Origin of the sequence: Amycolatopsis antarctica (assembly GCF_002262875.1) — a bacterium.
In the GTDB taxonomy this organism is placed as follows: domain Bacteria; phylum Actinomycetota; class Actinomycetes; order Mycobacteriales; family Pseudonocardiaceae; genus Amycolatopsis; species Amycolatopsis antarctica.
Genome location: NZ_NKYE01000006.1, coordinates 143,408 through 158,195, shown reverse-complemented (window position 1 = coordinate 158,195; position 14,788 = coordinate 143,408). Strand labels below are relative to the sequence as shown.

Sequence of the window (14,788 nt, the reverse complement as noted above, 5' to 3'; positions counted from 1 at the left end):
CCGGCGGGCCCGGCGGCGATCAGATGCCGGCGAGCAGCCCGTCGGCCATGCGGACCCTGCGATCGGCGATGCGGTGCACTTCCTCGTCGTGCGTGGCGACGACGACCGCGGTGCCCTCCTCGGCGCAACGGCGCAACAGGCCGAGCACGGCGGGGACGCTGCCAGCGTCGAGATGGGCGGTGGGTTCGTCGGTGAGCAGGATCTTCGGCCTGCCGCTGACGGCGCGGGCGAGCGCGACCCGTTGCTGCTGCCCGAAGGAGAGTTCGTGCGGGTAACGGTCGGCGAGGGTACCGACGCCGAGGCCGTCGAGCAGTTCGCTCACCCGCGACCGGATGGCGGCCGGGCCGGGCCGTCCTTCGCCCGCGCGCAGCCGCAACGGCAGCGCGACGTTCTCGCCGACGGTCAGCTCCAGCGCGAGCCCGAGCGCCTGCGGCAGTACCGCGCAGGTGTGCCAGGGCGGTGCGCCCGCGATCGACTCTCCGTCGAGAAGCACGCAACCGGAGTCGGGGGAGTCGAAGCCCCCGAGAAGTGCCAGCAGCGCGCTCTTGCCCGATCCGGAGCGTCCGGACACGGTGACCAGTTCCCCGGCCTCGACTCGCAGTTCCAAGCCCCGCAACACTTCCACGTCGCCGCCGGGGTGGCTGAACCGGCGCCGGAGCGCCTTGGCGTGCAGTGCGGGAACGTTCACGGCTTCGCCCTCTCGGTGTGCGGCCCGGTGTGTTCGTCGAGTGCGGTGAGCCTGCCGTCATGCATCCAGGCGACCCGGTCGCCGAGCCGGATCAGCCGGTCGTCGTGTGAGGCGACGACGATCGCGTGGCCCTCACCGGCGAGTAGCCGCAGCGTGTCCAGGACCAGATCGGCCGAGGCCTCGTCGAGCTGGGAGGTCGGTTCGTCGGCGAGGATCACCGCCGAACCCCGTGCCAGCGCGCAACCGAAGGCCAGCCGCTGTTGCTGGCCGCCGGAGAGCGCGGTGACGCGCCAGTCGGCGGTGCCGCCGAGGCCGAGGCGGTCCAGGATGGCCTCGGGATCGGCCTGGTTCCCGGTCGACTGGGCGGCCGCGAGGAGGTTCTTCCCGACGCCGAGATGGTCGATCAGGTTCTCCGGCGGGTTCTGGAACACCAGGCCGAGGTGGTCGCGGCGCAGCGCGCGGCGGGCGCGGTGGCCGAGCGTGCCGGTGTCGGTGCCGCGGAACGAGACGGCGCCGCGGGTGGGACGTTCGAACAGGCCCAGCACCCGCAGCAGGGTCGACTTCCCCGATCCGGACGGCCCGGCCAGGACGGTGACTCCGTGCGCGGGCACCGTCAGTTCGATGCCGTCGACGCCGGTGACGGTGCCCGCCGGGGTGGTGTAGTCCACGCCGACGTCGCGCAGGGTGAAGGTCGGGTGGCCGGTGGGATCAGGCACGCAGCAACTCCGCGGTCCGGGCGGTGCGCACCGAGCGCATCGCGATCCAGCCCGCCGCCAGTACGACCAGCACGCCCGTACCGGCCACGGCGGACACGAACGGCGTCAGGTCGGGCAGTTCGGAACGGGGCGCCAGCCAGCTCGCCGGGTCGAAGCGGGGCACCGATATGCCGGCCACGGTCAGTCCGCAGGCGACGCCGGTCGCCACCGCCAGCCCGGCGAGCGTGCCGAGTTCGATCAGGTGGCTGCCGAGCAACGCGCGTGGGCGCATGCCCATGCGCAGCACGAGGGCCCCGGCGAGTGCGTTCTGCCTGCGCCGTACCTCCACGGCCGCGAGCAACGCGAGGATGGCCACCGCGGCGAGTACCGCGCCGAGGACCACGACGAAGGAGAACGTCCACTCCACCAGGTAGAAGGGCAGCGCGTCGAGTGCGGTGACCCGGTCGACGGCGTTGGGCTGGGCGAGGCCGGCGGCGGCCAGTGCCGAGGTCAGCGTGCCCAGCGGGGTCTGCGACAGCACCGACCAGCGCGGTACGGCGCCGAGTTGGTCGGGGGTGAGCGCGTTGCGGGAGATCACGTAGCCCGGCTGGGTGCCGATGATCGGGAACACCGGCAGGTCGGCGATCGGCGCGGCGTCCGGCATTCCCGGGAGCGCGGCGGACTGCCCCTCGCGGTGGCCGACACGGACGGCGGGCACGGTCTCGCCGGGAGGGCGGTCGATCTGCCGCAGCAGCGGTTCGACCTCCTCGGCGGGCAGCGCCCCCAGGCGCGCCGAACGGGCGAACGTGGCCGGGTCGACGACGAGTACGACGCTGCCGGTACCGGTCAGCTCGCCGACGATGGTGCTGGAATCGCGCAGCGGCCCGGGAAGTGGCCGTTCGCCCCGGCCGACCGGGCTTTCGGTGTCGGCGCGGGAGTCGGCTCCGACGAAGATGCTCGACTTGGTCTCCAGTGCGGCGTTCTGAGCCGTCGCGATGCCGTTGCCCGCGGCGAGGGTGCCGATGGCGAGCACGCCGATCACCAGGACGCCGACGACCGGTGCGCGCGAGCTGGCGAGCCTGCGGATCGCGAGCTGCAGGGCGGGCCGTGACCAGAACCGGGCCCGGTGCGACAGGCGCAGCAGCAGCCATCCCGCCCGGGCTGCGAGCAGCCCCACGGTCAGCACGACGAACACCGGGTAGGTCAGCGCCACCGGATTCACCTGTGGCAGCGGGTTCAGCGAACGGCTCCCGCCGCCGAAGTCTCGGAGCTGTATCCAGCCGACCACGGCGAGCGCGCCGGTGACCAGTTCCCACGGAAACGCGCCGAGCAGCCGCCACGCCCGCCTGCGGGCGGAGACCCGGGCGAGCTGGAACTCGCGGTGGGCGCGCAGCGCGACCACCGCACCGAGCAGGGCGAGCGACACCAGCAGGATCGCGGCCGCCACGGCGGTCGCGAGCAACAGCGCCGGAGTGCTGACCGCTCCCGGCGGCCCGTAGACGGGCAGCAGCAGCCGGGCGAGCAGGGTGCCCGCGATTCCGCCTGCCAGCACCGGCGCGCCGAGTTCGGCCAGCGCCAACCCGCCGAGGGGGAGCGGACCACTGCCGCGGGCGGCGAGCAGCCGGAGCTGGGCGTAGCGGCGCTGGTACCACTGCAGCGCCACGGTGCCGACCCCGGCGCAGCCGATCAGCACGCTGATCGCGGCCAGCGGCGCGATGGAGAACGCCACGTTGGCCTGGGCCTGCCCGGCGATCTCCACCGACCGTTCGCCGGGGGTGGCGGCGTTGAGCAGCGAGCCGAGGCCGCGGCCGTCCAGGTCGGAGCGGACGGCGGCGATCATCTCCTCGGAGCGCTCCAGCGCGTCGGTGGCGTCGTCCACCGTGCGCGGCGGCGGTCCGGGGAAGGTGACGATCATCCGGTCCACGATCGTGCCCGTGGCCGCGACGACCTGGTCGAAGCTGGACCGGTCGGTCGCGAAGAGCACCGCCCCGCTGGGCGGGTCGACGATCCGCTGTTGGACGGCGAGGTCCTGCTGTGAGCACCACCAGCGGGGTGCGGGCGGCACCAGCGCGGTGTAGGTGCCGGTGACCGGCGGCAGCGCTCCACCGCCGACCTGCCTGCCGACCGTGCCGAGCCCGATGCCCTGGTTGCGGGAGAGGTCGTCACCGATCCACAGGCCGGGGGCGCGGCTGCCGCTGACCAGTTCCAGGTTGTCGACGCCGCCGTCGGTGTAACCGATGCGGGTCCGGTAGGTGTCGCCGTTGAACTCGTTGCCGCGCATCTCGGCGGTGTAGACGGCCAGCCGGGGTTCGGCGAAGCCGTGCGCTCGCGCCTGCTCGCGCATGGTCCACAGGGTAGGCTCCACGGCGGCCGGGTCGATCCGGGACTGGCTGAACATCGGGGCCGCTGCGTCCGGGCAGACCTGCTCGGCCTGGTAGTCGACGGTCGCCGCTCCGGCCGCGGACGCGTGCAGGACGGCGGCGGCGCCGAGGAAACAGGACAGCAGCGCGGTGACGGCGGCGACGACGAGCGTCAGCGGGCTGGACAGCGCAGCACGGGGCGCCGTGCGCCACGGCAGTTGTCGCATGGCAGCGCACGCTACCGGTTGCCCGGTCGCCCATGGTGGCATGTGTCACTTTTGTTGTCCGATCCGGCGGAGCGGTTTCCCGGATCGTGGACCCGTCTCGTTGCGGGTCGCACGTCCACGGTGGTTTTCCGGTGGAATGGGGGGCGAAACGCGAGCCGGGTCCCTTTGCCGCCGGATCCGTGCACAATTCGCGACGCAGGGTACTGCGCCCGCACGTGACCGCGCGATCACGAAAGCCGTCCGGTTAACTTCCGACTTGACCCCGCCGGAACTCGTGAATAGCCTGTGTTTCTGAATTCGATCGGCGAATACACGTGATTCGACCGATATTGTGCCGATATATCCAGGTTCGATTCCTGGCTGCATGGGGGAATGCGAACGCGGTATTCCGCGCGAATGTGTCGCACGCCGGGGCGGCCCGGTCGATTCGCATGATCCGGCCGGGTGGGTCCGGCGCGCACGGGTACGGGTCTGCTGGACGCGGAGAGAGGGCCGGGGATGACGGTGAACACGCGAGACGCCGCCGATGTGACCGCGTTGATGCGCTCCCTGGTCGAACGGGCAGGCGACCGGCGGGCGGTGGCCATGGTCGGCGACCCCGGTGACCCCGCTGATCCTGGTGCCACCGATGACGCGGTCTGGTGGACCTACCGTGAACTCGACGAGCGGGCCCGCGCGATCGCCGTCTGGCTGCGCGAGCGAGCCGAACCGGGCGCCAGGGTCATGTTGCTGTTTCCCAACGGACTCGACTTCACCGGCGCCTTCTTCGGTTGCCTCTACGCCGGCATGGTCGCCGTGCCTGCCCCGGTGCCCGAGCAGTACAGCCATTCCCGGCGCAGGCTGGAGGGCATCGCCGCGGACGCGGACGTGTCCTTCGTCCTCACCGAGTCGGCGGTGGCACCGCCGGTGACGGCGTGGGCGGCCGAGGCGGCACCCGCGGCCTCGCTGCTGGTCACCGACCGCGACCCGCTGGGCGATCCCGGGGACTGGTCACCCGTGGCCGCCGGGCAGGCCGCGACGGCCGTCCTGCAGTACACCTCCGGTTCGACCGCCGCCCCGAAGGGCGTCGTCGTCACCCACGGGAACCTGCTGCACAACGCCGCGACCGCCGCCGAGGCGCTGAAGGTCAGCGAGGCCGAGGGCACCCGGTTCGGCGGCTGGATCCCGAACTACCACGACATGGGCCTGATGGGGCATCTGCTGCCGCCGCTGTTCGCCGGCACGGCGGCCGTACTGATGAGCCCGTCCGGATTCCTCCGCCGTCCGGTGTCCTGGCTGCGCCTGATCGACCGGTTCGACGTCACCGTCTCGGCCGCGCCGAACTTCGCATTCGAACTCTGTGCGCGCAGGGTCACCGAGGAGCAGCTCACCGGTCTCGACCTGTCGCGCTGGCGGGTGGCGGTGAACGGTTCCGAACCGGTACGCGCCTCGGTGCTGCGCACCTTCGCTGAACGGTTCGCCGGGGCCGGTTTCCGGCCCGAGACGATGACGCCGTGTTTCGGGATGGCCGAGGCCACCCTGTTCGTCTCCGGCACCTGTGACCGGGAGCCGGTGGTGCGCCGCGCGTCGGCCGCCGAGCTGGAACGGCACCTCGTCGTCCCGGCAGGCGCGGGGGAGCCCTATCGCGATCTGGTGAGCTGCGGGGCCGTGCACGACCTCGACGTGCGCATCGTGGATCCCGGCACCGGGGCGGTGTTGCCGGAGGCGAGGGTGGGCGAGGTGTGGCTGCGCGGCCCGAGCGTCGCGCACGGGTACTGGCGCAACGCCGAGGCGACCGAGACGACCTTCGACCGCCGCACCGCCGACGGGGAAGGAGGCTTCCTGCGTACCGGGGACTTCGGCATGGTCGACGGGGGCGAGCTCTATGTCACCGGACGGCTCAAGGAGACCCTGGTTATCCGCGGCCGCAACATCTACCCGCAGGACGTGGAACACGAACTGCGCACCGCGCACCGGGAGCTCGCGGCCTCGGTGGGTGCCGTGTTCACCGTCCGCGACACCGGAGCCGAGGCCGAGCGCCTGATCGTCACCCACGAGGTACGTCGCCGGCTGCCGCCGGACGACCTGGCGGCGCTCGCCGTCGGCATGCGCAAGACCGTCACCCGTCAGTTCGGTGCCTGGCCCTCGGAGGTGTTCGTGCTGCGCCAGGGCACCGTGCGGCGCACCACGAGCGGCAAGATCCAGCGCGCGGGGATGCGGGAGCTCTACCTGGCGGGCACCCTGCCCGCGTTGCACCACGCCGCCGCGCCCGGCGGGGAGAGCTCGTGACGGCCACCCGCGCCGATCCGGTCGTCCTGCTCGCCGCGGTTCTCGACGGCGCCTGCGGCCCCGGCGGCGCCTTCGCACCCGCGGAACTGGCAGCGGCCGACCGCGGCGAGCGGTTCCCGGCCGCCGCACACGCCGTTCTGCGCGAGTTCGGACTGGCCGAGCACTACGTCCCGGACCGGCACGGGGGCAGGTTCGGTGCCGCCGCCGAACTCGTCGACCTGATGCGGCTGGTGGCCGGGCATGACCTCACCGTCGCGATCGCCCACGGCAAAAGCTTCCTCGGCTCGGCCTCGGTATGGGTCGGCGGCAACGACGAGCAGGCCGCCTGGCTCGGCGCACAACTCGCCGGCGGCACGGAGATCTCCTGGGGCCTGACCGAACGCGGCCACGGCAGCGACCTGCTCGCCGGAGCGCTCAGCGCCACCCGCGACGGCGGCCGATGGCGCCTCGACGGGGAGAAGTGGCTGATCAACAACGCCACCCGCGCCGACCTGATCTGCGTGCTCGCGCGCACCGACCCGGCGGGTGGCCCCCGCGGGTTCAGCCTGTTCCTCGTCGACAAGCGCACGCTGCCCGAGGACACGTTCCGCTGCCTGCCACGGGAACGCACCCACGGGATCCGGGGCGCCGACATCAGCGGCATCTCGTTCACCGCGGCACCGGTACCGGCGACCGCGCTCGTCGGCGCCGAGGGGACCGGCCTGGAGACCGTGCTCACGGCCCTGCAACTGACCCGTACCGTCTGCGGCGCGCTCTCGCTGGGCGCCGCGGACCACGCCTTACGGCTGACCGCGGATTTCCTGCGCGAACGGCAGGTGTATGGGCAGACCCTCGCCGAGCTGCCGAACGTGCGGCATCTGCTCGGCCGTGCGGCGGCGGGCACGCTGGTCGCCGAGGCGGTCATGACCGTCACCGCACGCGGAGTGCACACCCTGCCCGGTGAGCTCAGCGTCGGCTCCGCGGTCACCAAGGCGTTCGTCCCCACCGTCGTCGACGGGGCACTGGAGCAGCTCGGCGAACTCCTCGGCGCCCGCGGCTTCCTGACCGGAGCGCACGCGGACGGCATGTTCGCCAAACTGGAACGAGACCATCGCGTGGTCGGCATCTTCGACGGCAGCACCCCGGTCAACCGCAGCGCCCTCATCGCCCAGTTCCCCCGCCTGGCCCGCACCTACCGCCGACCGGACGCACTCGACGGAGCCGCTGCCGCCGCGAACCTGGGCACGCCGTTGCCACCGCTGGATCCGAAAGCACTGAAACTGGTGTCCGGCACCGGATGCGGGATCGTCCGTGCACTGCCGGACGCCGCGCGCCACGCCCGCGACCGGGCCGCCGCCGACCCCGCCGACCGGAACCTCGCCGCGGTGGCCGCACTGGCCACGGCCATCGAGGACGAGGCAGCCGAGCTGCACACCGAGATCGCGGCCGGAATGGGCGCCACCCGCGAGGTGCCGGCCGCCGCGTTCCTCGCCGCGGAGCGCTACGAGCTGTGCTACGCCGCCTCGGCCTGCCTTCTGCTCTGGTGGCACAACCCCGAGTCCACCGAACCGGAATGGGCGCGGGCCTGCCTGAGCTTCGTCGCCGAGGAACTCGCGCTCGAGGTGAACCTCGCCGACAACACCGACGTCAGCGACAGCACCGGCTACGAGGTGATCGCCGCCGCGGTACTGGAAACGAGCACGATCGGCGGGCCGCGACCATGGGGAGGGGGCGGCCATGCCGGGTGAACAGGGCCGCGCCCGCGTCGCCGAGCTGGAGGCACGCCTCGGTGCGCCGTGGGAGCCGGCGAACCCACTGGGCTTCGACGCGGTCCTCGCCGCCGACGAACGTGAGGAGATGTTCGCCGACGGAGAGCGAGCGCTCGACGACTTCGGACTCAACGCCGAGTTCGTCCCGGTCGCCGACGGCGGCCGGTTCCACCGGCTGGACGACCTGATCGAGGTGATGCGCACGGTCTATCGCCGCGATCCGTGCCTCGGCCTCGGGTACGGGGCGAGCTCCTTCATCGCCGGGGTCAACGCCTGGGCGGGACCGGACGGAGAGCCACGCGCCCGCGTCGCGGAGCTGTTGCTGGCCAACCGAAAGGTCGCCTGCGCCTACCACGAACTGGCCCACGGCAACGACATGGCGGGTACCGAACTCGCCGCCTCCGCGGACGGTGACGGTTTCCGCCTCGACGGCCGCAAGGAGGTCGTCACCAACATCGAACGCTCGGACGCGCTCGTGCTGTTCGCCCGTACCGGCAGCGGCAGCGGACCCCGGCAGCATTCGCAGCTCCTGGTGGAGAAATCGGCGCTGCCCGGGGACAGATACGGCTACCTGCCGCGTTTCGCCAGCACCGGGATGCGCGGCGTCCAGCTCGGCGGGATGCGCTTCGACGACTGCCCGGTGCCCGCCGGGGCGCTGCTGGGGGAACGGGGGCACGGCCTGGAGACCGCGATCCGCGCCTTCCAGCTCACCCGCACCGCGTTACCCGCGATGGCAACGTCCATTCTGGACACCGGCCTGCGCACGACCCTGCGTCACGTCCGGCAGCGCACCCTCTACGGCGGCACGGTCGCCGGGATCCCGCACGTGCGCGCGGTGCTCGCGGGCGCGTTCGCCGACCTGCTGATGTGCGAGGTGTTCACCGGAGTGGCGGCACGCGCGCTGCACCTGCTGCCCGGCGAGGCGAGCGTGTACGCCCCCGCGGTGAAGTACGGCGTCTCGCGGCCGCTGATCGCCGCGATGTCCCGGCTCGGTACCGTCCTCGGTGCCCAGTCGTATCTGCGTACGGGCGAGTACGGGATCTTCCAGAAACTGTTGCGCGACATCAAACCGGTCGCCTTCGCCCACGTCGCCAGGGCGACCTGCCAGACCACCGTCCTGCCCCAGTTGCCCGCCGCCGCCCGCAGGTCCTGGTCCTCCGGTGAAGCCGCGCCCGAGGGCCTGTTCGATCTGGACGGGCACCTCGCTCCGCTCCGTTTCGACCTGCTGACGGTCTCCGCGGGCGGCCGGGACCATCTCGCGTCCTCGCTGCCCGCCGCACTGGACAGCACCGCCGACGATCCGCCACAGGTACGCGAACTCGCCGCCCGGTTCGCCGGCGAACTCCGGGATCTGACGCAGGTGTGCGCCTCGCTACGGCCGCGGGAACTGACCATCACCGCCGCCCCGTCCGTCTACGCGCTCACCGACCGCTACGTCGCGGTGCTGGCCGCCGCGGCCTGCTTCGGCGTGTGGCGGCATCGGCGCGCACACGGCGAGGGTTTCCTCGCCGACCCCGCGTGGCTGGTTGCCGTGCTGAGCAGGTTGTCCGCCCGGACCGTCCGCGACCCGCTGCTCCTTCCACCCGGCATCGAGGACACGCTGCTGACCGAACTGTTCCACCGGCACGACCGGAATCTCGGCTTCGGTGTCACCGGCGCCCCGGTGGCCGGCTAGCCGGCCCCTGACCCTCCGAAACGACCTGAGGAGCATCGATGGAGAACACCGCGACCGAACTGCGCGGCTGGCTCGTGGAACGTGTCGCCGACTACGTGGAGCTGCCCGCGGAGCAGATCCGGCACGACGTGGAGCTCAGCGAGTACGGCCTGGATTCCGTATCGGCGCTCACGGTCTGCACCGACATCGAGGACCGGTTCGGCGTGAGCATCGAGCCGACCGCGTTGTGGGACCACCCGACCATCGACACGTTCGCCGAGTTCGTCTCCGGGCACCTGCCGCCCCGTGCCTGAATCCAGGGTGGTGGAAGTGGGAAACGAGTCCGCGAACAACGGGGAGAATGACCCGCCACCGCAATGCACGACCGGCCGAGACGGGAGTTCCCCGAATACCGACGAATTCCCGGAACGGCTTCCCGTCACCGCCGCCCAGCGCGATGTCTGGATAGCACAGCAATTGCGGCCGGACACGCCGATCTACAATTGTGGCGCCTTCCTCGACATCCACGGGCCACTCGACACCGAGCTGATCGGGCGCTCGGTGACCCGGGCCGTCGCCGACGCCGAGACGCTCCGGGTGCGCTTCGCCGAGGGCGACGACGGACCCGGGCAATACGTACTGGCGGCGGGATCGGTGGAACTGCCCGTCGTCGACCTCGCCGACGATCCCGATCCGGACGCGGCCGCGGACACCTGGATGCGCCGGGCGACCTCGGCGCCGATCGACCTGGCGGAGGGGCCTCCCGCCAGCCACGCGCTGTTACGGCTGAGCCCGCGACGGCACCTGCTGTTCCTGCGCTACCACCACATCGTGCTCGACGGGTACGGCCAGGCGCTGCACCTGCGCCGCATCGCCGAGGTGTACACCGCGCTGGCGGACGGACGGGAACCACGTCCCTCGAACGCCCGGCCACTGGCCGACCTCCTCGCGGAGGACGCCGCGTACCAGGTTTCGCCGCGCCGCACCCGGGACCGCGAGTACTGGGCCGGGGTGTTCGCCGAACCACCCGCGCAGGGCGGCCCCGCCGCAGTCGCCACGGCGGCCGCGGGGACGGAGGTGTGCCAGTACGAGGACGACCTCGCCGAGGAGCAACGAGCCGCCCTGCTCGCCTGCGCGCGGGACACCGGCACCCGCTGGCCGACCGTCCTGCTCGCCGCACTCGCCGCATACCTGCGGACCGTGACCGGCACCGACGACCTGGTGCTGGGCATGCCGGTGACCGCCCGCGCCACCGGCGCCGCACTGCGCACCCCGGCGATGCTGTCGAACCACCTGCCGCTGCGCCTGCCGGTCATGCCGGCCACGACGTTCGCCGAACTCGTGGCGCGCACGGCGGAGCGAACCGGTGCCATGGGCAAGCACCAGCGGTACCGCGGCGAGGACCTGCACCGGGACCTCGGCCTCGCCGGCCGCGCCGAGGGGTACGACCGGCCGACGGTGAACGTGCTGGCCTTCGACCGGACACTGACGCTGGGCCCGTGCCGGGTGACGATGCGGCAGTTGACCAAGGGCGTTGTGCGGGGCCTCGCGGTGAGCGTGTACGGCGGCACGACCGGCGAGGACGCGATCCGGCTGGAGTTCGAGGCGCCTGCCGCGCGTTACGGGCCGGACGGGCCCCGCGCCCACCTCGAACGTTTCCGCGGGCACCTCGGCCTGCTGCTCGCCGCCCCAGGCGATCCGATCGGCAGCCTGGCCGTACCCATCCCCGGCGAGGCACCCCGTCCCGCGGGGCCTGTGGCACCGGCTCCCGCCACCACGGTGGCGCGATGGTTCGAGCACCGGGCGCGGCGGCATCCGCACCGGGAGGCGGTCTCCACGCCTGCCGGCTCCCTCACCTACGCGGAACTGGACGTCCGGGCGGATCGGCTGGCCGCGGCCCTCGCGGCCGGGGGAGCGGCGCCGGAACGGTGTGTCGCGGTACTGCTGCCGTGGTCGGCGAACCTGGTGGTGGCCCTGCTGGCGGTGCTCAAATCCGGCGCGGCGTACCTGCTGCTGGACCCGGGCCATCCGGCGGACCGGCTCGACCGGCAGATCGAGGACGCACGCCCGGTGCTGCTGCTGACCGACCGGGACGGCAGCGTGGCCGGGGCCGTCCCGGTGCTGAGCCCGGACGATCCCGGAGACCGGCCGGTGCCCGTGCCGCTGGCCCACCCGCACGGCGAGACCCCCGCCTGCGTCGTCCACACCTCCGGTTCCACCGCGGCCCCGAAGGCCGTCGTCGGCACGCATGCCGCACTGCTGGCACGGCACGCCTGGTACGCGGCGGAGTTCCCGTTCCGGGACGGGGAAACGGTGCTGGCGCATGGTTCCCCGGCGTTCGTGGACACCGTCAACGAGGTGCTCGGCGCGCTGCTCAACGGCGCCACCGTCGTACCAGCCGAGGGCGGCGACCAGCTCGTCGAGCTGCTCACGCGGTACCGGCCGAGCCGGATGGTCAGCACGCCCAGTCTGCTCGGCGCCCTTCTCGACGACGATCCGAACCTGCTCGCCTCCTGCTCCCTGTGGATCTCCAGCGGGGAAGCGATGCCACCGGCCTTTCCCGCGCATCTCGCCCGGGTACTGCCCGGTGCCCGGCTGGTCAACCTCTACGGCACGACGGAAACAGCGGGGGACAGCCTCGTCGCCCACTGCGAGAAGCAAGCTCCCGGGCTTGGCGAGCCGATCGCGGGCACCAGCGTCCGCCTGCTGGATTCCGCGCTGCACCCGGTGCCGCCCGGGGTGCCGGGTGAACTGCACGTCTGCGGGCGGGGTCTGGCCCGCGGTTACCTGAACCGGCCCGGTCTCACCGCGGAACGCTTCCTCGCCGACCCGTACGGCCCGCCGGGCACCCGGATGTACCGCACCGGCGACCTGGCCCGTCGTCGCGAGGACGGCGTGCTGGAATACCTCGGCCGCGCCGACCGTCAGACCCAGATCCGCGGCGTGCGCGTCGAACCCGGCGGGATCGAAGCGGTACTGGGCACCCACCCGGACGTCCGGGGTTGCGCGGTCACCAACCACCCCGGACCGGACGGCGCCCCCCGGCTGGCCGCCCACGTGGTGACCGGCCCACCCGGTGCCCGGTTACCGTCGGGACTGCGGGACTGGCTCGCCGAACGGCTCCCCGCGCACCACGTCCCGGACACGGTCACCGCCATCGACGCACTGCCCCTGCTGCCGAGCGGCAAGACCGACCTCGCTGCCCTCGCCCCTCCACCGCCGTCCCGGTCGTCATCGCGCCCCGCGCACGACGAGGAGGAGAGGACGCTGTGCGCGCTGTTCGGCACTCTGCTGGCACGACAGGACGTCGGTGCGGAGGAGAGCTTCTTCGGTCTCGGCGGGGACAGCGTGCTGGCGCTGCGCCTGGCCGCACTGGCCCGGCGCGCCGGGTTTCCGGTGACCGTGCGCGAGGTCTTCGAGTATCGCACCGCGGCGGGACTGGCGGCCGCCTGCCCGCGCGGCCGGGCCACGTGACGCTCACGTGGCCCGGGGTGCCCGGGGATCACCCGCATCGCCCAGCCGCGCCGCACCTTCACGATCACCTTGGCCGGATCTCCTCGCGGCGGCAGACGTCCTCGCCGAAACCGATCCGGATGCGCCCGATCCCGCAGCGCGCGACGATCCGCGTGACGACGGTGGCGCGGAAGCCGTCCGCCCCCGCGCCACCGTCGTCACGTGTTCGCTACTTGCCGTTCGCGGCCCACCACTCGCGACCGGCCTCCGGCAGCGTGGCGATCGGGTCGTAGTACGGGTAACGGCGCAGCAGCGCTTCCGGGTCCTCCAGCTCGATGCCGGTCCGGTAGTTCTTCGTCCAGTACGAGATGCCCTTCTCCCGGTCGTACTCCGCGAGCTGGTGCACCCAGCGCTTGCCGACGTAGGGCACGTCGCAGATGATCCGGGGCGTCGCGTACCCCGGCAGGTAGCCCATGATCCCGTGCTGCAACTCCTGCGCCTCGTGCACCGAGACCCGCCAGTGCTCCGAGTTCGGGATCATGTCGCACATGTAGAAGTAGTACGGCAGGATGTTCGCCTCGCCCTGCAGCGCGAAGCACAGGTCCAGGAGCTGCTCCGGGGTGTCGTTGACCCCCTTCATCAGCACCCCCTGGTTGCGCACGTCGCGCACGCCGACATCCAGCGCCGTCCTCGCCGCCTCGGCGACCAGCGGCGTCACCGACTGCACGTGGTTGACGTGCGTGTGGATCGCCAGGTTGACGCCCCGCCGGTGCGCGGTGCGGGCGACCCGCTCCAACCCTTCGACGACCTTCGGCTGCAGCCAGTGCTGCGGCAGGCCGGCCAGCGCCTTGGTGGCCAGCCGGATGTCACGCACCGTCTCGATGTCCATCAGGCGCATCAGGAACGACTCGAGCTGATGCCACGGCACGTTCGCGACGTCCCCGCCGGAGACGACCACGTCCCGCACACCGGGGGTGCGCTTGAGGTAGTCGATCATCGCGTCCTGGCGGTCGACCGGCTTGAGGGTCAGCTTGTGCTTGTCGATCAGCGGCGTCGAGTTGCCCACCAGGTCCATCCGCGTGCAGTGGCCGCAGTACTGGGGGCAGGTGGAAAGCAACTCGGCGAGGACCTTGGTGGGGTAGCGGTGGGTCAGGCCCTCGGCCACCCACATCTCCGCCTCGTGCAGCGAGTCGCGCTCCGAGTGCGGGTGCGAGGGCCATTCGGCGTCCCGGTCGCTCTTCACCGGCATCATGTACCGGCGGATCGGGTCGGCGTAGAACGCCTCGGTCGTCGCCGCCGCGTCCGTTCCGCTGTCGGTGGCCATCGTGTTCAGCATCTGCGGCGGCAGCAGCATCGACATCGTCGCCATGTCGCGCTGGTCGGCCTCGAGATCCTCGTAGAAGCGGTCCTCCAGCGTGTCACCCATCAGCTTGCGTAACTGCTTGATGTTGCGCACGCAGTTGACGCGCTGCCACTGCGCGTCCCGCCACTGGACCTCGGTGACGTCCTTCCAACCGGGGAACCGGCGCCAATCCGGCTCGACCAGCTCGTTGCGCACGTAGTTGTACGGCTGTTCGGCCGGGGAAACCACGACATCAGCGTCGGCGGCTCGCGAGACAGGTTCCTGGATCGCAGTCACTTGTGCTCCTAGTCGTCGGGAACTCGTTAAATTATGCTGTCACATCGTCGTTCATA

9 protein-coding genes are annotated in these 14,788 nt (G+C 72.1%); 5 read left to right on the top strand and 4 right to left on the bottom strand.

Annotated features, from left to right (window positions below; translation table 11 throughout):
• Positions 1-19: 19 nt before the first annotated feature.
• From CFN78_RS11840 to CFN78_RS11830, 3 genes are read right to left on the bottom strand one after another with little or no spacing between them, the layout of a single operon-like run.
• A complete protein-coding gene (locus tag CFN78_RS11840; RefSeq protein ID WP_094862798.1) occupies positions 20-688 on the bottom strand; it encodes an ABC transporter ATP-binding protein in 669 nt (222 codons plus the stop codon).
• A complete protein-coding gene (locus CFN78_RS11835) occupies positions 685-1,404 on the bottom strand; it encodes an ABC transporter ATP-binding protein (protein ID WP_240519410.1) in 720 nt (239 codons plus the stop codon). Before CFN78_RS11835 ends, CFN78_RS11840 begins: the two co-directional genes overlap by 4 nt.
• Positions 1,397-3,970 (bottom strand): permease, encoded by a 2,574-nt coding sequence (locus CFN78_RS11830; protein ID WP_094862797.1) that lies wholly within the window; start codon positions 3,968-3,970, stop codon positions 1,397-1,399. Before CFN78_RS11830 ends, CFN78_RS11835 begins: the two co-directional genes overlap by 8 nt.
• Positions 3,971-4,474: 504 nt before the next feature.
• Between CFN78_RS11830 and CFN78_RS11825 the strand changes: the two genes are divergently transcribed.
• Genes CFN78_RS11825 through CFN78_RS11805 form a run of 5 tightly spaced genes read left to right on the top strand, consistent with a single transcriptional unit; the run spans position 4,475 to position 13,114 of the window.
• Positions 4,475-6,238, top strand: coding sequence for a fatty acyl-AMP ligase (locus CFN78_RS11825; RefSeq protein ID WP_205660497.1), 1,764 nt, complete (start codon positions 4,475-4,477; stop codon positions 6,236-6,238).
• Positions 6,235-7,965, top strand: coding sequence for an acyl-CoA dehydrogenase family protein (locus CFN78_RS11820; protein WP_205660496.1), 1,731 nt, complete (start codon positions 6,235-6,237; stop codon positions 7,963-7,965). The genes CFN78_RS11825 and CFN78_RS11820 overlap by 4 nt, the downstream gene beginning before the upstream one ends.
• Positions 7,955-9,661, top strand: coding sequence for an acyl-CoA dehydrogenase family protein (locus CFN78_RS11815; RefSeq protein ID WP_094862795.1), 1,707 nt, complete (start codon positions 7,955-7,957; stop codon positions 9,659-9,661). Before CFN78_RS11820 ends, CFN78_RS11815 begins: the two co-directional genes overlap by 11 nt.
• A 38-nt stretch (positions 9,662-9,699) precedes the next feature.
• Positions 9,700-9,954 (top strand): acyl carrier protein, encoded by a 255-nt coding sequence (locus CFN78_RS11810; protein ID WP_094862794.1) that lies wholly within the window; start codon positions 9,700-9,702, stop codon positions 9,952-9,954.
• Complete coding sequence (locus CFN78_RS11805; RefSeq protein WP_094862793.1) at positions 9,947-13,114, top strand: non-ribosomal peptide synthetase; 3,168 nt, start codon at positions 9,947-9,949, stop codon at positions 13,112-13,114. The genes CFN78_RS11810 and CFN78_RS11805 overlap by 8 nt, the downstream gene beginning before the upstream one ends.
• Before the next feature lie 208 nt (positions 13,115-13,322).
• On the opposite strand, the gene CFN78_RS11800 is transcribed toward CFN78_RS11805, so the two are convergent.
• Positions 13,323-14,732, bottom strand: coding sequence for a KamA family radical SAM protein (locus CFN78_RS11800; protein WP_420807876.1), 1,410 nt, complete (start codon positions 14,730-14,732; stop codon positions 13,323-13,325).
• Between the last annotated feature and the right edge of the window lie 56 nt (positions 14,733-14,788).